The 19,322-nt window shown below is 57.9% G+C and carries 20 protein-coding genes; 6 read left to right on the forward strand and 14 right to left on the reverse strand.

From position 1 onward, the window contains the following. Positions 1 to 18: 18 nt before the first annotated feature. The 7 genes from proW to KHQ26_RS17410 all read right to left on the reverse strand — a co-directional run bounded on the left by proW (position 19) and on the right by KHQ26_RS17410 (position 6,992). Positions 19 to 1,086, reverse strand: a complete 1,068-nt coding sequence (gene proW, locus KHQ26_RS17380) for a glycine betaine/L-proline ABC transporter permease ProW (protein ID WP_004174727.1) — start codon at positions 1,084 to 1,086, stop codon at positions 19 to 21. After that, the gene (proV, locus tag KHQ26_RS17385; protein ID WP_002914328.1) at positions 1,079 to 2,281 is read right to left on the reverse strand and encodes a glycine betaine/L-proline ABC transporter ATP-binding protein ProV; all 1,203 of its coding nucleotides are present in this window, start codon (positions 2,279 to 2,281) and stop codon (positions 1,079 to 1,081) included. Before proV ends, proW begins: the two co-directional genes overlap by 8 nt. Positions 2,282 to 2,637: 356 nt before the next feature. Next, positions 2,638 to 3,600 carry a class 1b ribonucleoside-diphosphate reductase subunit beta gene (nrdF, locus tag KHQ26_RS17390; RefSeq protein WP_015958861.1) on the reverse strand — a complete coding sequence of 321 codons (963 nt, stop codon included), beginning with the start codon at positions 3,598 to 3,600 and terminating at the stop codon, positions 2,638 to 2,640. A 10-nt stretch (positions 3,601 to 3,610) separates the two neighbouring features. Continuing rightward, positions 3,611 to 5,752 carry a class 1b ribonucleoside-diphosphate reductase subunit alpha gene (nrdE, locus tag KHQ26_RS17395; RefSeq protein ID WP_020803760.1) on the reverse strand — a complete coding sequence of 714 codons (2,142 nt, stop codon included), beginning with the start codon at positions 5,750 to 5,752 and terminating at the stop codon, positions 3,611 to 3,613. After that, positions 5,725 to 6,135: a class Ib ribonucleoside-diphosphate reductase assembly flavoprotein NrdI gene (gene nrdI, locus KHQ26_RS17400; protein ID WP_002914321.1), complete on the reverse strand. Its 411-nt coding sequence runs from the start codon at positions 6,133 to 6,135 to the stop codon at positions 5,725 to 5,727. Before nrdI ends, nrdE begins: the two co-directional genes overlap by 28 nt. Next, on the reverse strand, positions 6,132 to 6,377 hold the full coding sequence (gene nrdH / locus KHQ26_RS17405) for a glutaredoxin-like protein NrdH (RefSeq protein WP_002914320.1): 246 nt from the start codon (positions 6,375 to 6,377) through the stop codon (positions 6,132 to 6,134). Before nrdH ends, nrdI begins: the two co-directional genes overlap by 4 nt. Positions 6,378 to 6,560: 183 nt before the next feature. After that, entirely contained in the window at positions 6,561 to 6,992 is a 432-nt protein-coding gene (locus tag KHQ26_RS17410; RefSeq protein WP_004151037.1) for a carboxymuconolactone decarboxylase family protein, read from the reverse strand. An 88-nt stretch (positions 6,993 to 7,080) separates the two neighbouring features. Here KHQ26_RS17410 and KHQ26_RS17415 point away from each other — a divergent pair, with 88 nt between their 5' ends. Beyond that, a complete protein-coding gene (locus tag KHQ26_RS17415; protein WP_004149442.1) occupies positions 7,081 to 8,433 on the forward strand; it encodes a PLP-dependent aminotransferase family protein in 1,353 nt (450 codons plus the stop codon). Between the two features lie 143 nt (positions 8,434 to 8,576). Here KHQ26_RS17415 and KHQ26_RS17420 read toward each other — a convergent pair whose 3' ends face one another. Then, a complete protein-coding gene (locus KHQ26_RS17420) occupies positions 8,577 to 8,924 on the reverse strand; it encodes a DUF883 domain-containing protein (RefSeq protein WP_002914293.1) in 348 nt (115 codons plus the stop codon). A 149-nt stretch (positions 8,925 to 9,073) separates the two neighbouring features. Here KHQ26_RS17420 and KHQ26_RS17425 point away from each other — a divergent pair, with 149 nt between their 5' ends. Then, positions 9,074 to 9,436 carry a DUF2002 family protein gene (locus KHQ26_RS17425; protein WP_002914291.1) on the forward strand — a complete coding sequence of 121 codons (363 nt, stop codon included), beginning with the start codon at positions 9,074 to 9,076 and terminating at the stop codon, positions 9,434 to 9,436. 85 nt (positions 9,437 to 9,521) lie between these two features. Here KHQ26_RS17425 and alaE read toward each other — a convergent pair whose 3' ends face one another. Then, positions 9,522 to 9,971: an L-alanine exporter AlaE gene (alaE, locus tag KHQ26_RS17430; RefSeq protein ID WP_002914289.1), complete on the reverse strand. Its 450-nt coding sequence runs from the start codon at positions 9,969 to 9,971 to the stop codon at positions 9,522 to 9,524. 728 nt (positions 9,972 to 10,699) lie between these two features. Between alaE and stpA the strand changes: the two genes are divergently transcribed. Beyond that, the gene (gene stpA / locus KHQ26_RS17435) at positions 10,700 to 11,101 is read left to right on the forward strand and encodes a DNA-binding protein StpA (RefSeq protein WP_002914287.1); all 402 of its coding nucleotides are present in this window, start codon (positions 10,700 to 10,702) and stop codon (positions 11,099 to 11,101) included. 72 nt (positions 11,102 to 11,173) lie between these two features. On the opposite strand, the gene KHQ26_RS17440 is transcribed toward stpA, so the two are convergent. Beyond that, a complete protein-coding gene (locus tag KHQ26_RS17440) occupies positions 11,174 to 11,353 on the reverse strand; it encodes a hypothetical protein (RefSeq protein ID WP_002914284.1) in 180 nt (59 codons plus the stop codon). 205 nt (positions 11,354 to 11,558) lie between these two features. Between KHQ26_RS17440 and lpxO the strand changes: the two genes are divergently transcribed. After that, a complete protein-coding gene (gene lpxO / locus KHQ26_RS17445; protein WP_002914281.1) occupies positions 11,559 to 12,461 on the forward strand; it encodes a lipid A hydroxylase LpxO in 903 nt (300 codons plus the stop codon). Here the strand turns inward: lpxO and KHQ26_RS17450 are convergent. From KHQ26_RS17450 to KHQ26_RS17460, 3 genes are all read right to left on the reverse strand, one after another. Further along, on the reverse strand, positions 12,442 to 12,987 hold the full coding sequence (locus KHQ26_RS17450; RefSeq protein WP_020803755.1) for a rhodanese family protein: 546 nt from the start codon (positions 12,985 to 12,987) through the stop codon (positions 12,442 to 12,444). The two genes, lpxO and KHQ26_RS17450, sit on opposite strands and share 20 nt — an antisense overlap. Positions 12,988 to 12,994: 7 nt before the next feature. Further along, a complete protein-coding gene (locus KHQ26_RS17455; protein WP_002914277.1) occupies positions 12,995 to 13,294 on the reverse strand; it encodes an ArsR/SmtB family transcription factor in 300 nt (99 codons plus the stop codon). 75 nt (positions 13,295 to 13,369) lie between these two features. Continuing rightward, positions 13,370 to 13,975 carry an FMN-dependent NADH-azoreductase gene (locus tag KHQ26_RS17460; protein WP_004212889.1) on the reverse strand — a complete coding sequence of 202 codons (606 nt, stop codon included), beginning with the start codon at positions 13,973 to 13,975 and terminating at the stop codon, positions 13,370 to 13,372. Positions 13,976 to 14,078: 103 nt separating this feature from the next. Here KHQ26_RS17460 and KHQ26_RS17465 point away from each other — a divergent pair, with 103 nt between their 5' ends. Then, entirely contained in the window at positions 14,079 to 14,987 is a 909-nt protein-coding gene (locus tag KHQ26_RS17465) for a LysR family transcriptional regulator (RefSeq protein ID WP_029497031.1), read from the forward strand. Between the two features lie 82 nt (positions 14,988 to 15,069). Here the strand turns inward: KHQ26_RS17465 and KHQ26_RS17470 are convergent, their stop codons facing one another. Next, entirely contained in the window at positions 15,070 to 16,857 is a 1,788-nt protein-coding gene (locus tag KHQ26_RS17470) for a sigma-54-dependent Fis family transcriptional regulator (protein WP_020803758.1), read from the reverse strand. A gap of 263 nt (positions 16,858 to 17,120) precedes the next feature. On the opposite strand from KHQ26_RS17470, the gene KHQ26_RS17475 reads away from it, so the two are divergent. After that, positions 17,121 to 18,641, forward strand: coding sequence for an aldehyde dehydrogenase family protein (locus KHQ26_RS17475; protein WP_004174747.1), 1,521 nt, complete (start codon positions 17,121 to 17,123; stop codon positions 18,639 to 18,641). The last annotated feature ends 681 nt before the right edge of the window (positions 18,642 to 19,322 follow it).

Consider the following 19,322-nt stretch of genomic DNA (forward strand, 5'->3'; position numbering starts at 1 on the left):
AGCGGCGCTGTTATCGACTTATCGACAGAAAGGGCGAGTGATAAGCCCCAGCGGGCCGGTGGTGTACCAGCGGCGGTTGCCGCGACTGCGGGCGTCGCGACCGACGGCCTGGGTGAGGCGGTCAAGAATAATCGCCAGGATCACGATCCCCACCCCGCCGACGGTCGCCAGGCCCATATCCAGGCGGCCGATACCGCGCAGCACCATCTGGCCGAGGCCGCCGACGGCGATCATCGAGGCGATCACTACCATCGACAGGGCCAGCATCAGGGTCTGGTTAACCCCGGCCATAATGGTGGGCATGGCCAGCGGCAGCTGCACCTTAAACAGCAGCTGGCGCGGGCTGGCGCCAAATGAGCGCGACGCTTCGATCAGATCCGCAGGCACCTGGTTTATCCCGAGGATGGTCAGACGGACGATCGGCGGCAGGGCGAAGATAATCGTCACCACCACGCCCGGTACGTTGCCGATGCCGAACAGCATCACGATCGGCACCAGATAGACGAACGCCGGCGTGGTCTGCATGGCATCCAACAGCGGGCGGATGATTTTCGCCGCCCGCGGGCTGCGCGCTAGCCAGATCCCCAGCGGCAAGCCGATAACCATGCAGAACAGCAGGGCGGTGAGGACCAGCGCCAGAGTGACCATGGCTTGCGACCACGCGCCGATGGCGCCGATGGCAATCAGCGATACCAGAGTGGCGACCCCCATGCCGAGGCTGGAGATCTGCCAGGCGATTAGCGCGAAGACGATAATCGCCACCGGCGCCGGCATCCCCAACAGCAGCTGCTGGAAGGCGCTGAGGATGTAGTCGATCGGCACGCGGATCCCCTGGAACAGCGGACGGAAGTGCAGCACGATCCAGTCGATGGCGTGGGTCACCCAGCTGTCGAGCGGGATCAGGGTCTTATGGAACGGATCCATGATATTGAACTGTTCCGGCTGCGGCGCAGGGGCGCTGTGCAGCCAGTCGGCGCCGCCGCCATTAGCCGGCGCGGCAGTAGAGGCGCCACCCCAGGCATCGGCAGCCTGCGCGGCGCTGTCGGTTGACGGGGCGCTGCCCCACGGATTGGTCTGATCAGCCATGATTCACCCCCTCGCGATCTAAAGCCTGGAGCAACATCCGTTTGGAAATGATGCCAATGTATTGTTGTTCTTCATCCACTACCGGCACGGCGCACGGAGCGTGGCCGACGTGGGAGAGCAGATCGCTGAGCGGGGTTTGCGCTTCCACCGCCAGCGGGGCGTCAATCAGCGCCGCCTCGATCCCCTGCCCGGCGCTGAGGGCTGTTTTCAGAGAATCAATCGAGACAATCCCGACAAAGCGATTACCGCGCTCTATGACATAGCCATATTCCCGGTCTTCATCCTGTAATAATTTCAGCGCCGAACGGGGGCCAAAACCAGGCGTTTTACGAATCAGGCCAACCGGGCTGCGGCGGGCAATATCTTTCGCGCTGAATACCTGGCTAATATCCACGCCGCGGAAGAAGGTGCGCACATAATCATTGGCCGGATTATTTAATATTTCATCCGGAGTGCCGACCTGGACCACTTCGCCATTTTGCATAATGGCGATACGATCGCCAATTCGCATGGCTTCATCAAGGTCATGGGAAATAAAGACGATAGTGCGTTGATGCTTCGCCTGTAATTTGATGAGCTCATCCTGCATTTCGGTACGAATGAGCGGATCGAGCGCAGAGAAGGCTTCATCCATTAACAGAATATCGGGATTAATCGCCAGGGCGCGAGCTAAACCGACGCGCTGGCGCATGCCGCCGGAGAGTTCATCCGGCCAGGCGTGGGCATAATTCTCCAGCCCCACCTGACGCAGCGCCTCCCGGGCTTTTTGCTCTCGTTCGGCGGCGGGAACGCCGGCAAGCGCCATGCCAAACGCCGTGTTATCGAGCACGCTCATGTGCGGCATCAGCGCAAAGGACTGAAAAACCATCGCAATTTTCTTGCGACGCACCTCGCGCAGCTCGGCATCCGACATTTTGGCGATATCGACCCCGTCAATCAGCACCTGGCCGCGGGTGGGTTCAATCAGGCGATTGAGAAGGCGAACCATGGTGGATTTCCCCGAGCCGGAGAGCCCCATGATGACGAATATCTCGCCTTCTTCAATGGCCAGACTGGCGTCTTTGACGCCAAGCGACAGCCCCGTTTTTTCCAGTATTTGCGCTTTGTTGAGTCCTTTCTCAATATATTTGAAAGCACGGTGTGGATGCTCGCCAAATATCTTATAAAGATTTTTGATTTCTAATTTAATTGCCATGCAATAGAGAAGTTCCTGTTATTTGTTTATTGCGATATGATACCCGATGGTGATTATGATCTTTTTACACCCTAACATACTCAGATTCTGTGACAACCCTCAATGGCAAACTCTCGGCAAAATCAGATGGGGGCAACTGTGGCTAAGCCCCCGTGATATAAGGGCTGGGCGGTAATTTGTTGTTGGTAATATTTTTTGATTATCTTTGGATAATTCTACTGAAATGGACCGGTTTTCTGCTAAATATGACGAAGTGATGACGGTTAGGTCATGGAGAGAATATTTGGTGGATTAAACGCTATTTTGTGAAATTAATCACCAGGAATCCGCCTGCGATATTCCTGGTGAAAGTACGGTTAAAAGTCCCAATCGTCGTCGGCGGTCTCTTCCATTTTTCCTATCACGTAGGAGGAGCCGGAACCGGAGAAAAAGTCATGGTTTTCGTCGGCGTTGGGCGACAGCGCTGCGAGGATTGCCGGATTGACCGCCGCCATCTCCGCCGGGAACAGCGCCTCGTAGCCGAGGTTCATCAGCGCTTTGTTGGCGTTGTAGCACAGGAAAGCGCTGACGTCGTCGAACCAGCCGCTCTCGCCGTACAGCTCCCGGCTGTAGGCCAGTTCGTTGTCGTAAAGATCCATCAGCAGATCGAGGGCGAAATTTTTCAATTCTTCGCGCTTGCCGGGGCTGACGATCTCCAGTCCTTTCTGGTACTTGTAGCCGATGTAATAGCCATGCACCGCTTCATCGCGAATGATCAGGCGGATCAGATCCGCAGTGTTGGTCAGCTTTCCCCGGCTGGAGAAGTACATCGGCAGCCAGAAGCCGGAGTAGAAGAGAAAGGATTCGAGGAACACGCTGGCGATTTTTTTCTTCAGCGGCTCGTCGGCCTGATAGTAATCCAGCATCAGCTGCGCCTTGCGCTGCAGGGGATCGCAGCTTTCGCTCCAGGCGAAGGCGGCATCCACTTCCTTGCTGTGGCACAGCGTGGAAAAGATGGAGCTGTAAGAGCGGGCATGAACCGCCTCCATAAAGCTGATGTTCGACAGCACCGCCTCCTCATGCGGGGTTAAGGCGTCCGCCATTAGCGCCGGGGCGCCGACGGTGTTCTGAATGGTGTCAAGCAGGGTCAATCCGGTAAAGACGCGAATGGTCAACTGCTGCTCCGCCGCGCTGAGGGTTTGCCAGGCGGGAATGTCGTTCGACAGCGGCACTTTCTCCGGCAGCCAGAAGTTGCTGGTGAGACGGTTCCAGACCTCAAGATCTTTATCGTCATCAATGCGGTTCCAGTTGATTGCGCTGACGCGCGTTAAATGGGTCATCCTGTTCTCCTTACAGCGCGCAGGACACGCAGCCTTCAATTTCAGTGCCTTCCAGCGCCAGCTGGCGCAGACGGATGTAGTAGAGCGTCTTGATGCCTTTCTTCCAGGCGTAAATTTGCGCCTTGTTGATATCGCGGGTGGTGGCGGTATCGGGGAAGAACAGGGTCAGCGACAGCCCCTGGTCGACGTGGCGCGTCGCCTCGGCGTAAGTGTCAATGATCTTCTCCGGCCCTATCTCATACGCATCCTGGTAGAGGGCCAGATTGTCGTTATTCATAAATGGCGCGGGGTAGTACACCCGTCCGGTTTTCCCCTCTTTGCGGATCTCAATCTTCGAGACGATCGGGTGAATGCTGGAGGTGGCATGGTTGATGTACGAGATCGAGCCGGTGGGCGGCACCGCCTGCAGATAGCGATTGTAGATGCCATAGCGCATGACATCGTCGCGCAGCTGGCGCCAGCTTTCCCGGTCGGGCAGAGAGATGCCGGCGCGGGCGAACAGCGTGCGCACCCGTTCGGTTTTCGGCTGCCACTCCTCCTGCAGATATTTGTCGAAGTACGCCCCGCTGGCGTAGCGCGACTGCTCGAAGCCGGCGAAGCGCTGGCCGCGCTCGCGGGCCAGCTGCATCGAGGTGTGCAGCGCGTGCCAGGTCACGGTGTAGAAGTAGATATTGGTGAAGTCCAGCCCCTCCGGGCTGCCGTAGGCAATGCCCTCCCGCGCCAGGTAACCGTGCAGATTCATCTGCCCCAGGCCGATGGCGTGGGAGGCCGCGTTGCCGGCCGCCACCGAGGGAACCGACTGAATGTCGCTCATGTCGGACACGGCGGTCAGGGCGCGCACCGCGGTGGCGATTGTGCGGCCGAAATCCGGCGAGTCCATGGTGTGGGCGATGTTCAGCGAGCCGAGGTTGCAGGAGATATCTTCCCCGATATGCGCATAGCTGAGGTCTTCATTATAGGCGGACGGCGTACTGACCTGCAGGATCTCCGAACACAGATTGCTCATGGTGACCCGCCCGGCCACCGGACTGGCGCGGTTCACGGTGTCTTCAAACATGATGTACGGGTAGCCGGATTCAAACTGGATCTCCGCCAGGCGCTGGAACAGGTCGCGGGCGCGGATCCAGCGCTTGCGGACCCGCTCGTCGGCCACCAGCTGCGGATAGAGGTCGCCGATGGCGCAATCGGCGAAAGGTTTGCCGTACAGCCGTTCGACGTCATAAGGCGAGAACAGGGCCATCTGCGCATCTTCTTTCGCCAGCTGGAAGGTGATATCAGGGATCACCACCCCCAGCGACAAGGTTTTGATGCGGATTTTCTCATCGGCATTTTCACGCCGGGTATCAAGAAAGCGTAAAATATCGGGATGGTGAACATGCAGCCAGACCGCACCCGCCCCCTGGCGGGCGCCGAGCTGATTGGCATAGGAGAAGGCGTCCTCCAGCATCTTCATCACCGGCACCACCCCAGAAGACTGGTTTTCGATGCGCTTGATCGGCGCCCCGGCCTCGCGCAGGTTGGAGAGTAAAAAGGCCACCCCGCCGCCGCGCTTCGACAGCTGTAGCGCCGAGTTCACCGCCCGGCCGATGGACTCCATATTATCCTCAATACGCAGCAGGAAGCAGGAGATCAGCTCCCCGCGCTGCTGTTTGCCAGCGTTAAGGAAGGTCGGTGTGGCGGGCTGAAAGCGGCCGCTGAGTATCTCCTCCGTCAGCTGCCGCGCCTGCTGTTCATCGCCCCGGGCCAGCGTCAGGGCCACCATCACGCTGCGTTCGGCGAAATCCTCGAGGTAGTGCTTGCCGTCAAAGGTTTTCAGCGCATAGCTGGTATAGAACTTCCAGGCGCCGAGGAAGGTCTGAAAGCGAAACGGAGCGCGCCGGGCATGGGCGAACAACGCCAGCACAAACCCGCGGTCATAGCCGGCCAGCACCTGCGGATCGTAATAGCCCTCGCTGACGAGCCAGCTGAGCTTATCCTCCGGGCTGGGGAAGGTGAGGGCGTTGGGCTGAACCTGGGTCGCCATAAAGGCCTCAACCGCCTGGCGATCTTTCTCAAACGGGATGCGGCCCTCGCTGTCGTACAAATTCAGCATCGCGTTGAGGGCGTGAAAATCCACGGCGGCGGTTATACGTTCTGCGGTTGTCGTTGCCAAAATTCGCTGACTCCTTTACGCACGGTGTTGATATCGTCGGGGGTTCCCATCAGCTCGAAGCGGTAGAGATAGGGCACGGCGCATTTTTGCGCGATGACATCTCCGGCACGCCCCCAGCCGTCGCCAAAGTTGCGATTGCCCGCGGCAATCACTCCGCGGATCAGCTGGCGGTTATGCACGTCGTTTAAAAAGCGGATCGCCTGACGCGGTACCGCGCCGGCGGTGCCGCCGCCGCCATAGCTGGGAACGATGAGAATATAGGGCTCGTCTACCCGCAGATGTTCACGCTCGTTCAGCGGGATGCGCACCGCCGGCAGCCCCAGGCGCTGCACAAAGCGATGGGTATTCTCCGAACGGCTGGAGAAGTAGACGATGAGGCTCATGCGCTGGCCGCCGTAAAGGAGGGGCGCAGGCGATTGATCATATCCGGGCGGAAGCCGCTCCAGCGCAGCTCACCGGCGATCACCACCGGCAGCTGGCGAAATCCCTGCTCGCGCAGGGTGTCGGCGGCATCCGGCTGCTGGTCGACGTTGACCATTTCAAAGGCCAGTCCCCGGCTCTCCATGGCTCGCCGGGTGGCATGGCACTGCACGCAGTCATTTCGAGTGTAAATAATAATGCGCATGATTCGTATTTCCATTTAAGATAACAGCACGGCGCTAAACATAGCGTCGAACGTAGTGGGCCATTCGATAAGGAAATACTAGATGTAGTTATTTAAAACTTCAACCACTCAATATATAGCGTTTTTGGCAAGCGAGTCCCCCGCCGGGATAGATCGGCGGAGGAGGGGGGAGGCTGTGCGGAACTACAGGCGCATGGCCACGGCGAGGCGGTTAAAGGCGTTCATCAGACTGACGGCGAAGGTCAGATCGCTTATCTGACGCGGGGTAAAATGTTCGCGCAGCGGCTGGTAAACCTCATCTTCCGCATGGCTGGCGGCAATGTCGGTGACCGACTCGGCCCAAGCCAGCGCCGCGCGTTCGGCCGGAGTAAAGTGGGCGCTTACCCGCCAGCCCGCAAGGGCATCCAGTTTGCTTTGCGCCATGCCGCCTTTGCGCAGCGCCTGGCTATGTTTCTCAAGACAGAAGGCGCAGCCGTTGATCTGCGAGACGCGTAAATAAACCAGCTCTACCAGGGCGTTGCCCAGCTCGCTTTTCTCCAGCGCGATGCTGGCCTGTACCAGCCCTTTATAGACTTCCGGGCTCAGTTCACTGAATGGCTGACGTAATTGGTTCATGGTGTTCTCCTCTCTAAGACGGCAGCCAAAATAGCATTATAATGGACTGCAAAAGATAGCCATATTGTGATGAAAAAAGCAGACCATAATGGAAGCGATTAACCTCCCGCTTTATCAGCGTATCGCCCGCCAGTTGAAATCGGCGATTGAACGTGGCGAACTGACCCCGGGCAGCCGTTTGCCCGCCAGCCGGGTGTACGCTCAGGAGCAGGGCGTTTCCCGGGCGACCATCGAAAACGCCTGGGGAGAGCTGGTCGCCCAGGGATGGCTCGAACGGCGTGGGCAGGCGGGGACCTTTGTCAGCGAGCGGCTCAGCCCGCGCCAGCTGGCGCCGGTACCGCCAGTGCAACCGGCCGCGCCGACGGAGCCGCTGCCGTTTCAGATGGGGCTGCCGGCGCTGGATCTCTTTCCGCGCGGGCAGTGGGCGCGGGTGATGGGGCGTCGGCTGCGGACGCAGTCGCGGTTCGATCTTGCACCCGGCGATCCCGGCGGCGATCCGCTTCTGCGCCAGGCTATCGTCGATTATCTTCGCCTGTCGCGCAGTATCGACTGTCAGCCGGATCAGGTGTTGATCACCGGCAGCTATGCCGCCTCCATGAATCTTATCCTGCGTACCCTGGCGCAGCCGGGACAGCATATGTGGATGGAAGATCCGGGGTATCCCTTTATCCGGCCGGTCGTAGAGGCTGGGCAGCTGGCGGTGGATGCGATTCCCGTGGACGACGAAGGGATGGACGTCGGCTGGGGCCAGCGTCATCACCCGCAGGCGCGATTTGCCCTGCTCACACCAGCCCATCAGAGTCCGCTGGGGGTCGCGCTGTCGCTTCCCCGACGCCGCCAGCTGCTGGCGTGGGCCGCGGAGCGCGACGCGTGGATCATTGAGGACGATTACGATAGCGAGTTTCGCTATCACGGCAAACCGCTGCCGCCGCTGAAAAGCCTTGATGCGCCGCAGAGGGTCATCTACGCGGGCACCTTCAGTAAGTCGATGTTCCCGGCGCTGCGCACCGCCTGGCTGGTGGTGCCGACCCCGCTGGTGGCGCGTTTTCACCAGACCGCGGAGCGCCAATCCTGCACCGTTCCCACCCTGTGGCAGCAGACGCTGGCGGATTTTATCCAGCAGGGACATTTTTGGCGTCATTTGAAGAAAATGCGTGCCAGCTATAGCCAGCGTAGACAGTGGCTGGAGTCGGCTCTGCAGGCGCAGGGCTTTCAGGTCACGCCGCAGCTGGGGGGAATTCAACTGGTTATGTCGGTCAGCGGCGACGATCGGCTGCTCGCGCGGCGGGCGGTTGTGGCCGGGCTGGCGGTGCAGGCGCTGAGCGACTGGCGGATTCGCCACGCGGGCGAGGGGGGATTATTGATGAGTTTTACCAATATACGTTCGCCGGCGATGGCTGACGGACTTGCCCGACGGCTGAGAGAGGCGATTGCGATTTGATGGCGCTTAAGTCGGGGAAGCAGAAAAACCCCTGCGGCCAGAGGCGCGCAGGGGCTGACGCGTATTTGTTATCTTCATTGCCTTCCGTAAAGCTCGCGGGCTACCGCGCGCCAATCGCGCGGCGGCAGCCGACGCTTAAGCTATTATCGACGTAAATTGAGCAATACGCCAATAAATACCCCGACGGCGGCGGCGGCGCCCACACTGTGCCACGGTTTATTGCGCACGTAGGTATCGGCACAGCCCAGCGCATCGCACGCTGCCTGGCGCGCATCCAGCGCCGCCTGCTGCACCCGGTTGTGGCCATTAAGGCGGGCACGAGTCTCTTTTAACAGCGACTGCGCTTTGACACGCGCCGCTTCCGCTTCCTCTTTGGCGTCACTGCCCCATGATTTCAGCACCTCTTCCAGCGTATCCGCTAATTGGCTGACATCGTTATGAATATCTTCGGCGTTCTCGTCAAAATTGTTGCGGTTCACATGGTTAGCCATCGTTATCTCCCTTAATTCCATCGAGTGAGTAAGTGTAGGACAAGATTTTGAATTATGCTTACTGTTGTGGTTTCTGGAATTTTCCGAAAGCACTGTCCTTAATGAATAAGGTAAGGTCAATGTGCGGTAAAAGATAACGAGGAATCAGTATGTATTTAAGACCCGATGAGGTGGCGCGTGTTCTTGAAAAAGCCGGCTTCACCATGGATGTTGTGACGCAAAAAGCGTACGGCTATCGCCGCGGCGATAATTATGTTTATGTGAACCGCGAAGCGCGCATGGGGCGAACAGCGTTAGTTATTCATCCGGCGTTAAAAGAGCGCAGCAATATGCTGGCCGAACCGGCTTCAGATATCAAAACCTGTGATCATTATGAACAGTTTCCGCTGTATTTAGCCGGGGATGCGCAACAACATTATGGTATTCCGCATGGATTTAGCTCACGCATGGCGCTTGAGCGTTTTCTGAATGGGCTATTTGGCGAAGCCCAGCCGGCAATGTCGACGAATTAATACGCCGATAGGCATGTAAGGATCCAGGCGAGGCGGGCTGGCGGGAAGAGGCGACTGGCAGAGCCAGTCGCTGCTAACGCGTTGGTCAGGCCTTCGCCTGCTGATAGGGCGCCACGCGGAACAGGCGGCGGCAATAGTCGAGGAAGTAGCCGTAGGCGGCGCCCATCATCATCGATACCGCCAGGTTCGAGCTCACCGCGGCGACAATCTGGTGCCAGTCAGCACCCACGCTCCACAGAATAGCGACATACACCGGCGACTGAAAGGTGACGTAGGCCAGCACGTCGGCCATATTTTTCATCCACCTGGCCGGGCTGATGCGCCGGGCCTGACGCATGGCGAAATCGCGATAAATCCCATAGGGTACGGCAATAATAATGTTGACCGGGATCGCCACCAGACGCGACGATAACGACTGCTCAAACGTCATACCAGAGAGAAAAATTTCGATCATCATGTTGACGACGGTGCAGTAAACCACCATCGCAAAGGTGTCTGCAACCGCATGCCGCAAGCGGGAGTGCGCAGAGAACATCGGAGTGCTCCTCGAAAATGAAGTCATTAACGCCGAAAAATGCGCGTTGGTATAGCGTTTTTGGGCTGCCTGTTTTGATGTGCGTAGAGTATATCTCTGCATTAAAAGTGGCAACTAGCTATAAATTTTTATTTATCGCCTTTTTGTCGATAAAATACTCTGCGCTGGTTTGTTTTTTGTTCGTTACGCTACTTTTATTCCTGTTTTTGCAAATATCAATATTTATCAATGTGTTACTCTTGATTGCGAAATCGAGACTGGCCGAGGGAACGGCGCCTGATAGCCAACCATGGCGCAACATCACGCGAGTGTGTGATTCCGCTCTCTTTTAGGATTTTTTATGCCGTAAGTCGCGTTTTTATGGTGAAAAATTCTGAATTGCGAATTGTTGTTTTATTCCCATTTTCTGATTAACTATTCACTGCGGCCAAAGGTATGTATCAGTGCGGCCACGTATGAACAGCAGGTAACCCGCTGACCATAAAGCTAATATTCCTGGCGAGAACGGTGGTTTTTCCCGTCATTCTGCCTTTTTTATTTATTCACTCTCTTTTTTGCCTGTGCTTATGAAAAAGGCTCAGGTATTTGCCAATATAGCTTCAGGGGATAACCGCTAATATCCACCTTATATATTTATCTGGACAACCGAAGGCTGGAAATAAATAAACGTTTCTATTACACTTGCCGCGTTGTATCTTTTAATTTGCTATTTGGAATTTTTTAATTTTATGTCTTCAATGTTACACAAACTGAATAATATCCGTTCACTGCGTGCCCTGTCCCGTGAATTCTCCATTGACGTGCTTGAAGAGATGCTGGAAAAGCTCAGGATCGTCACTGAAGAAAAACGTACGCAACAGCAGCAGGCAGCTCAGCAGCAGGCTGAATATCAGGAGAAAGTGAATACCTGGCTTGAACTGATGCGCGCCGACGGTATTTCTCCTGACGAGCTGGTGGCCGATATTCAGCCGCCAAAAGCGGGAGGCAAAAAGCGTCAACCGCGCCCGGCGAAATATCGTTATACCGATCATACTGGCGCAGAGAAAACCTGGACCGGACAGGGAAGAATGCCGAAGCCGATTGCCGAGGCTGTCGCCCAGGGTAAATCGCTGGATAGCTTTTTAATTTAACGCCTTCGGGCCAGCGCCAGGCCGGTGGTGAGAGACCCACCGGCCTGGCCTTACGACTTTAAGCGAGGGGCTTTAGCAGACGCCGAAGTCTCCCTCTTCCTGATACGGCGTGACCTCGTCCGACTTCAGCGAATAGCGCTCTCCCTGCTCCTGTGCGGCCTGAACCACCACCAGTTGCTCCCCTTGCACTTCCACCACTTTCAGTTTTGGTCCGCCCGCTCGGGGTTGTACCAGATCGCCGACAGCAAACATAATTCACTCCTCACTGTTAACACCATGGATAAACCTAAACCATAGCTCAACGCCCGCTCACTGAACACCGGGCGTGCTGTTTTTTGTTAAAACAATTTGGAGTTATATGTATTAACATTGTTAATGTTTTGCTGGCGCCATACCGCTGCTGAGAAAGGGGGACGGCGAGGGTAGGGTTACCACCAATCAGGTCAGGAAAGACACCATGAAGTATATCATTCTGTTGATCATTGTTATTGCTGTACTGTATGTCCATTACCGCGGACGGGTGCGCTATCGTTTCTGGCGGCAGCTCTCCGACCATTCCACATTTACCGCGCCGCTGAATGGATTTATGTATTTATTTTCCCGCGTGCCGAATACGCCTTATCTGCGGCCGGAGATGTTTCCCGAGCTGGCGATATTGCAGCAAAACTGGCAGGTTATTCGCGACGAAGGTCTCCACCTTCAGCAACTGGAGCAGATTAAAGCGGCCGATAAATATAACGATGCCGGGTTTAACTCATTTTTCAAAACCGGCTGGAAACGCTTTTATCTGAAATGGTATGAGGATGCCCATCCTTCCGCCAGCCAGCTCTGTCCGCAAACTACCGCGCTGCTGCGCGATATCCCGTCGGTGAAAGCGGCCATGTTTGCCACTCTGCCGGACGGTAGCCGTCTGCCGCGCCATCGTGACCCCTACGCCGGCTCGCTACGCTTTCATCTGGGCCTGGCAACGCCGAACGATGACCGCTGCTTTATCGAGGTGGATGGCCAGCGTTACAGTTGGCGCGATGGAGAAGGCGTGCTGTTTGATGAGACCTATATCCACTATGCGGAAAATACCAGTGGTGAGAATCGCCTGATTCTGTTCTGCGATATTGAACGGCCGATGCGCTACCGCTGGGCGCAGAAAGTTAACCACTGGCTGGGACGCCATCTGATGAGCGCCGCTTCGGCGCCCAACGATATCGGCGATCGCACCGGCGGGATTAACCGGGCGTTTCGCTATATTTACCAGATCCGTATTGTTGGTAAGCGGTTGAAAAAATGGAATAAGACGGTCTATTACATCGTCAAATGGCTGCTCTTCGGCGGCATTGCCTGGCTTATCTGGAGCGCGTTTTAACCCCCTGGCGCCGGTTCCACGGCATGGTCGCCAGCAGACGCGCCATGCCGCAAAAGCCGGTTACGCCGGCGAAGGTGAGCCCGGCGCCGACCGCGCCGCTGAGCAGGAAAAAGCCGCCGTTAACGGTATAGCCCAGCAGCACCCCCAGTAAAATCAGGACGCCAGCGGCAATTTGCACCTGGCGCATCAGCGGCAGCGGCTGCGATGAATCTTCCACTACCAGCAACCCCGCGGCTTTCCACGCCTGAATTCCTCCTGCCAGCAGGCAGGCCTGCGCCGGCGCGGCGGCCGCGGCCAGACGAATCGCATTATTCTGCGTCCGGGAACCCGCCTGGCAGTGAAAGATGACCGTCTCTCCGGCCCGGGCATTGAGGGGCGCACCGCTGGTCAGAGTGGCGAGCGGCACCAGCTCGGCATCGGGGATATGTTCGCGCGCATATTCATCCGCATCGCGGATATCAATCAGTCTGGCGCCCTGGGCAATCTGTGCCTGGGCCTCGGCGGGAGTTAAGTTGGCGATGGTCATAGGATCCTCACGGGCAATAGAGCGTTTTCAGCGTATTGATCACCTGCTGTACCGCAGGGTGGGTGATGAAATAGTGGATACGCTGGGCGTCGCGCTCGCTGTCGATCAGCCCCTCGTCACGCATCCGCGCGAGGTGTTGCGAGGTGGCGGAGGGGCTCAGCCCTGTAGCCCGGGCGAGTTCGCCGGCGCTGGCCCTGGGCGCATCGCACAGCATGCACAGGATCAGCAATCGGTGAGGATTGCTCATCGCTTTCATCAGCGCGGCGGCTTCTCCGGCGCGGGCCTGCAGGTCTTCAGGTGTGGTCATTTATTTTAGCTTTGTCTAAATTTAGATAACTCTAAAATAAAAAGGCCGCCAGCGCCAGCACAATTTCTCCACGACTCAGGCCGGAACGGCGAGCCGGGCAATCTGCGCCCGGGCGCTGGCGATCCCGGCGTCGCGACCATGCGGGCGATTGTCCAGCCCTTCGGCATAGATAAATTCCACCTCCTGGATCCCCATCAGCCCCAGTACCGCGCGCAGATAGGGCGTGACGGCGTCGGTAGTTTCTCCCTGGTGAATACCGCCGCGGCTGCTGACGACCACCGCCCGGACGCCCTCCACCAGCCCCTGCGGCCAGCTCTCGGTGTAGCGAAAGGTTTCCCGCGCCCGCGCCACGAGGTCGAACCATTTTTTTAGATCGGTCGGGACGTTGAGGTTATACATCGGCGCGCCGATCACCAGCAGGTCGCTGGCCTTTAACTCGGCGATAAGCTGGTCGGAGAGGGCGACCGCCTCGCGGATAGCAGGCTGCGGATCCACTGCCCCGCGCAGGGCGGCGAACAGGGGGCGATCCAGCGTTGGCAGCGCCATGGCGCTGAGATCGTGTTCGGTGAGCCGATCGCCGTGTCCCGCCGCCTGGCGCGCCGCGAGAAATTCGTTAATCAACTGATTGGTCAGGGATGTTTCGCCATTAATGCTGGATTTTAAAACCAGAACGTTAGCCATGATGAGTGCCTCAAATGAAAGATAGAAGCAAAGACTAACACTGTCTTTTTTGTCTCAGGAGTGACATTATTTTTCCCTATTGTATCCCGTAAGGAACCAATCTGTGCGCGACGATCTGAATGCGATCCCGGTATTTGTCACCGTGGTCGAGAGCGGCAACTTTGCCAGCGCGGCGGCGATCCTCCATGTGACGCGTTCGGCGGTGGGAAAAACCATTGCCCGGCTGGAAGCGCGTCTCGGCGTGGCGTTATTCCAGCGTACCACCCGACGGCAACTGCTGACGGAAGAGGGGGAGCAATTCTATCTCCAGTGCCGGGAAGCGCTGGAGCGCATCCGCGAGGCCGAAGAGACGCTGCAGCGCGGCAAAGATGAGGTGCAGGGGCGGCTGCGGGTGTCGCTGCCGGTGCTGTTTGGCCAGCGCTGCGTGGCACCGCTGCTGTTCCGCCTCAGCCAGCGCTATCCGTTACTGAAGCTCGAGCTCCACTACAGCGACCGGCAGGTCAATCTGCTGGAGGAGGGGTTTGATCTTGCGGTGCGTATCGGGAGCCTGGCCGATACCGGGTCGCTGCGGGCCCGTGCGCTGGGAGAGCACGGCATGGTGCTGTGCGCGGCGGCGGAGTACCTGCGCCAGCAGCCAGCGCCGCAGACTATTGCCGGGTTGAACGAGCACCGTACCCTCGGCTATCTGCACAACGGCCAGCTGCAAAAATGGCAACTGTATGACCCGCAGCAGGGCGACGTGCGCTTCAGTCCGCAGACGTGGCTGATACAGGATGATTTTGCCGCCATCGCGGCGGCAGTGCAGCAGGGGATGGGCATCGCCTGGCTGCCGGACTGGCTGGTGGCGCAGGCGCTTGCCGATGGGACATTGCAGCAGGTGTTGGCGCCCAGCGCTCAGGTGCGTTTCGCCATCCACGCGGTATGGCCGGAGGGGCCGTGGCTGCCGCAAAAAACGCGGGCGGCGATCGATGCCCTGCGGGAAGGGCTACCTCTTACCGCAACATCTGGTTAGCGCAGAGAGAAATAACCGCCATCTATGGCGGCGGAGGTTTTCCGACAGCGTGCAAGCTACCGGCGCGCTTTACGCCGTAGCCTCAGCGACGAGGCCGTCCGGCACGGGCGGCACGGCGGTACAACGTGCTGCGGGCGATACCCAGTATCTGCGCCGCCCGGCTGACGTTGCCGTTGACCCTGGCCAGGGTATCGACAATCAACTGCTCATCATGGGCCTGCAATCCCCCGCGCGGCAACGGCGCAGGCGCGGCGCGATACGCCTCCGGCAGCGCGTCGGGCGTCAGCGTGTCGCCCTCATCGGCGAGAGCCAGCATTACCTTCAGGACGCTCTGCAACTGGCGTACGTTTCCCGGCCACGGCAGCTGGCTGAGGTGAACCAGCAGCGCGTTTGAAAGCGTCACCCGGCGTGAAGCACCGCCCAGGTCGTGCCACAGGGTGGCGATAAAGGTTTCCAGCGCCGGCCACTCGCGCAGCGGAGGCAGCGGCAGGGCGTATTCCCGCAGGCGCCACAGCAGATCTTCACGGAATTCTCCGGCGCTGACCCGCTGGGTCAGGTTGCGGTGGGTGGCGCAGATCAAGGCGAAATTCACCGGCACGCTGCGACTGGCGCCCAGCGGAGCGACCTCTTTCTCCTGCAGGACGCGCAGGAGGCGGGTCTGCAGCGCCAGCGGCATATCGCCGATCTCATCAAGAAACAGCACCCCGCCGTCAGCCTCGCGGATTTTACCGATATAGCCATTTTTGCTGGCGCCGGTAAACGCCCCCGGCTGGTAGCCGAAGAGCTCGGATTCGATCAGCGATTCCGGAATGGCGGCACAGTTAATGGCGACAAATTTACCGCTGCGCCAGCGGCTGTGCCGGTGCAACGTGCGGCTGACATACTCTTTGCCGCTGCCGGTTTCTCCTTCAATGCACAGGGCGATGCCGGCGTTGAGCAGCCGCAGCAGCTTTTCGCCTTCGCGCGGGCTGGTAAAGGGGAGATGCATGGCCGGCGGGGCGCTTACCGCCACCCGGCGGCGGGTGGGCTCCCGCAGGCGATAGTGGTAGCGGCCCTGCGGCGTGGTCAGCGGCAGCGGGACGCTGACCGCCGTTTGCGTCAGCGTCGGAAAAAGCGAGGCAAAGGTGAGCTGGCCAAACTGCGCCGCGCTCAGGCCGAACTCGCGCATCGCCAGCCGGTTGCCGGCGGTGAGGACGTTGTCGGAAAAGACCAGCAGCAGCTCCTCGACGCTGTCGAGTTTGTCCACCTGCCGGTGCAGGCTCATCAGCCACTGCTCAGGATGCAGACTCTGTTTCACCCACAGATATTCAATTTGCTTTGCCGCCGCTTTTACCCAGCCAAAGGTGTGCTGGTGGGGAAAATTCGCCGGGCCGGAGATATCCAGCACCCCGGCGATGCTTCCGTCCGGTCGCTGGAGCGGCATCGCCGCGCAGTACAGATTCTGGTTGCGGGTAAGAAAGTGCTGACGGCCATCGATCTCGCAGCCATCGTCAATCGCCAGCGCGGTGCCGATGGCGTTGGTCCCGCGCCCGCTTTCACTCCACAGATTGCCGGGAGCCAGCGCCACGCGCTGGGCCTTTTGCAGCGCCTGGGTATCGCCGAGAGTATGCAGCACCAGGCCGTCGGGGTCGGAAAGGATCACCACCGACTGCAGGTCTGCGACCTGGCGCGACAGGGCTTCCACCACCGGCTGCGCCAGCTGCTGCAGGCAGCGGTGGCTGGCGAGCCGGTCCGCCAGCTCGCCGGCGCCGAGGCGGGGAAAATCCTCGGTGGCGGGATCCAGCCCGTAGCGCTGGCAGCGAGACCACGAATCGCTCAGCAGGGGATTCGCATTAACCTCTGGTGCGAGAATAAAGGGATTGCCTGCCACAGGGCACCTCTGGGTCGATGTTGCTGTGTTGCAATATTGTAGCCATTTGGTTTATTTGGTGTTGCGATTTGCAACACATAAGTGGAAACCCGTGCGACAGTGGCTGACCATCTGCTCGGTTAGTGAAGGCAACGTATTAATAAATAAAAATATTTAAAGAAAATAAAAAACTGGCATAACCCCTGCAAAGTGAGAAGCGTTCGGCGGCAAATTTAAAAAATCAATATGCCGCTGCGTCTCAACCCTACAGAAGGAGATTTGCGATGCGTTATGCACATCCTGGCCAGCCCGGCGCCGTGGTTTCATTTAAATCGGCTTACGGCAACTTTATTGACGGTAGATTTGTCGAGCCGCTGAGCGGTGAATTCTTTATGAATACTTCGCCGGTCGACGGCAGCAACATTGCGCAGTTTCCCCGCTCGGATGCCAGAGACATTGACTTCGCCCTCGACGCCGCCCATCGTGCGGCGCCGGCGTGGGGTAAAACCTCAGTGCAACAGCGCTCCAGGCTGCTGCTGCAGGTCGCCGATCGTATTGAACAGCATCTGGAATATCTGGCGGTGGCGGAGAGCTGGGACAATGGGAAACCGATCCGCGAAACCCTGAATGCTGACCTGCCGCTGGCGGTGGATCATTTTCGCTACTTCGCCGGCTGCCTGCGCGCTCAGGAGGGAAGCACCGCCGAGATTGACGAAACCACGGTGGCCTATCATTTCCATGAACCGCTGGGGGTGGTCGGGCAGATTATCCCGTGGAACTTCCCGCTGCTGATGGCCGCGTGGAAGCTGGCCCCGGCCCTGGCGGCGGGGAACTGCGTGGTGCTCAAACCGGCGGAACAGACGCCGCTAAGCATTACCCTGCTGCTGGAGCTGATCGGCGATCTGTTCCCGGCCGGGGTGCTTAACGTGGTGCAGGGTTTCGGCAAAGAGGCGGGCGAGGCGCTGGCCACCAGCAAGCGTATCGCCAAGCTGGCATTTACCGGCTCCACGCCGGTCGGGCGGCATATTCTCGCCTGCGCGGCGGAAAATATTATCCCCTGCACCGTCGAGCTGGGGGGGAAATCGCCCAACATCTACTTCGCCGACGTGATGGACGGAGAAGAGGAATTTATTGAGAAGGCGGTGGAGGGGCTGGTGCTCGGCTTCTTCAACCAGGGTGAGGTCTGTACCTGCCCGTCGCGGGCGCTGATCCATGAATCCATCTATGAGCCCTTTATGGCACGGGTAATGGAGAAGGTGGCGCAGATCCGCCGCGGCGATCCGTTAGATACCGACACCATGATCGGCGCTCAGGCTTCCCGCCAGCAGTTCGACAAGATCCTCTCCTATATTCAGATTGCCCGGGAAGAGGGTGGGCAAATTCTGACCGGCGGCGAGCGGGCGGCTATCGCGCCGGCGCTGGATAATGGCTTTTATATTCAGCCTACGCTGATTAAAGGTCGCAACGATATGCGCTCCTTCCAGGAGGAGATCTTTGGGCCGGTGATCGGGGTGACCACCTTTAAGGACGAAGCGGAAGCGCTGGCTATCGCCAATGAGACCCAGTTTGGTCTCGGCGCCGGGGTGTGGACGCGGGATACCAACCTCGCCTATCGCATGGGTCGCGGCATTAAAGCCGGTCGCGTGTGGACCAACTGCTATCATGTCTACCCGGCGCATGCGGCGTTCGGCGGCTATAAACAGTCCGGCGTCGGGCGGGAAACGCACAAGATGGCGCTGGATGCCTATCAGCAAACCAAAAACCTGCTGGTGAGCTACGGCACCGCGCCGCTGGGCCTGTTCTGAAGTCCATCTCATTTCTGACCGATCCTCAGTCCGCAATCCATTCGGGTTGCGGATTTTTTTTAACTTCAAAATAACCATTCGAAGAGGGTGGTTATTTTGCCAGCGGCAGCGCCCATGTATTTATGTCACTTATGTATTGGCTTTCACTTGAAAATAAAAACACTTCCATAATAAGGGATTAGCGGGTGGAGGTGGCGCACCCTGGCGCCGTTTGTGTAGAAATTATGAATATTAATACCAGGAAAATTCCTAATTTTTGTGTACGCTCTGACGAGCGCACAATAAAACAAGACGAATTTTTGAACAATTGTCTTTAAATTTGTTAATTGAATTGATCTGTTGTTGTTTAAAGGTATTTGAATTTCTTTTGTATAGATATGTAAATTAACATTGAAAAGCCATTTCAAAAATTAAATATATGGCGAGCATAGCTATTAACTTATAGTTAATATCTTCCCGGGTTGCCTTTTGATACTTCGGGTAATATATTTATTTCGCACATCAAAATAACTCTTTTTTCTTCTTTTTGTTATTCATGGCCATCTATTGGCGAAATAAGGCAGAGTAGAGGGGGATGTGCCTAATATCCTGCGGAAGGAACGCAACGTACATTTACAGGGAGGAGCTGACGAGCCGTTTCGTGATAGCTTTAGGGCTATTGTCGATGATGGAAAATATGTT

This window comes from Klebsiella sp. 10 (genome assembly GCF_018223925.1).
Lineage (GTDB): Bacteria > Pseudomonadota > Gammaproteobacteria > Enterobacterales > Enterobacteriaceae > Klebsiella > Klebsiella pneumoniae.

Excerpts from the sequence above, each read along its gene's own strand:
- KHQ26_RS17420 (WP_002914293.1), bottom strand. The coding sequence starts at position 8,924 with ATGGCTAACCATGTGAACCGCAACAATTTTGACGAGAACGCCGAAGAT.
- alaE (WP_002914289.1), bottom strand. The coding sequence starts at position 9,971 with ATGTTCTCTGCGCACTCCCGCTTGCGGCATGCGGTTGCAGACACCTTT.
- KHQ26_RS17415 (WP_004149442.1), top strand. The coding sequence starts at position 7,081 with ATGGAAGCGATTAACCTCCCGCTTTATCAGCGTATCGCCCGCCAGTTG.
- KHQ26_RS17425 (WP_002914291.1), top strand. The coding sequence starts at position 9,074 with ATGTATTTAAGACCCGATGAGGTGGCGCGTGTTCTTGAAAAAGCCGGC.
- lpxO (WP_002914281.1), top strand. The coding sequence starts at position 11,559 with ATGAAGTATATCATTCTGTTGATCATTGTTATTGCTGTACTGTATGTC.
- nrdF (WP_015958861.1), bottom strand. The coding sequence starts at position 3,600 with ATGACCCATTTAACGCGCGTCAGCGCAATCAACTGGAACCGCATTGAT.
- KHQ26_RS17450 (WP_020803755.1), bottom strand. The coding sequence starts at position 12,987 with ATGACCATCGCCAACTTAACTCCCGCCGAGGCCCAGGCACAGATTGCC.
- KHQ26_RS17440 (WP_002914284.1), bottom strand. The coding sequence starts at position 11,353 with ATGTTTGCTGTCGGCGATCTGGTACAACCCCGAGCGGGCGGACCAAAA.
- proV (WP_002914328.1), bottom strand. The coding sequence starts at position 2,281 with ATGGCAATTAAATTAGAAATCAAAAATCTTTATAAGATATTTGGCGAG.
- KHQ26_RS17475 (WP_004174747.1), top strand. The coding sequence starts at position 17,121 with ATGCGTTATGCACATCCTGGCCAGCCCGGCGCCGTGGTTTCATTTAAA.
- KHQ26_RS17455 (WP_002914277.1), bottom strand. The coding sequence starts at position 13,294 with ATGACCACACCTGAAGACCTGCAGGCCCGCGCCGGAGAAGCCGCCGCG.
- stpA (WP_002914287.1), top strand. The coding sequence starts at position 10,700 with ATGTCTTCAATGTTACACAAACTGAATAATATCCGTTCACTGCGTGCC.
- KHQ26_RS17460 (WP_004212889.1), bottom strand. The coding sequence starts at position 13,975 with ATGGCTAACGTTCTGGTTTTAAAATCCAGCATTAATGGCGAAACATCC.
- proW (WP_004174727.1), bottom strand. The coding sequence starts at position 1,086 with ATGGCTGATCAGACCAATCCGTGGGGCAGCGCCCCGTCAACCGACAGC.
- nrdI (WP_002914321.1), bottom strand. The coding sequence starts at position 6,135 with ATGAGCCTCATCGTCTACTTCTCCAGCCGTTCGGAGAATACCCATCGC.
- nrdH (WP_002914320.1), bottom strand. The coding sequence starts at position 6,377 with ATGCGCATTATTATTTACACTCGAAATGACTGCGTGCAGTGCCATGCC.
- KHQ26_RS17410 (WP_004151037.1), bottom strand. The coding sequence starts at position 6,992 with ATGAACCAATTACGTCAGCCATTCAGTGAACTGAGCCCGGAAGTCTAT.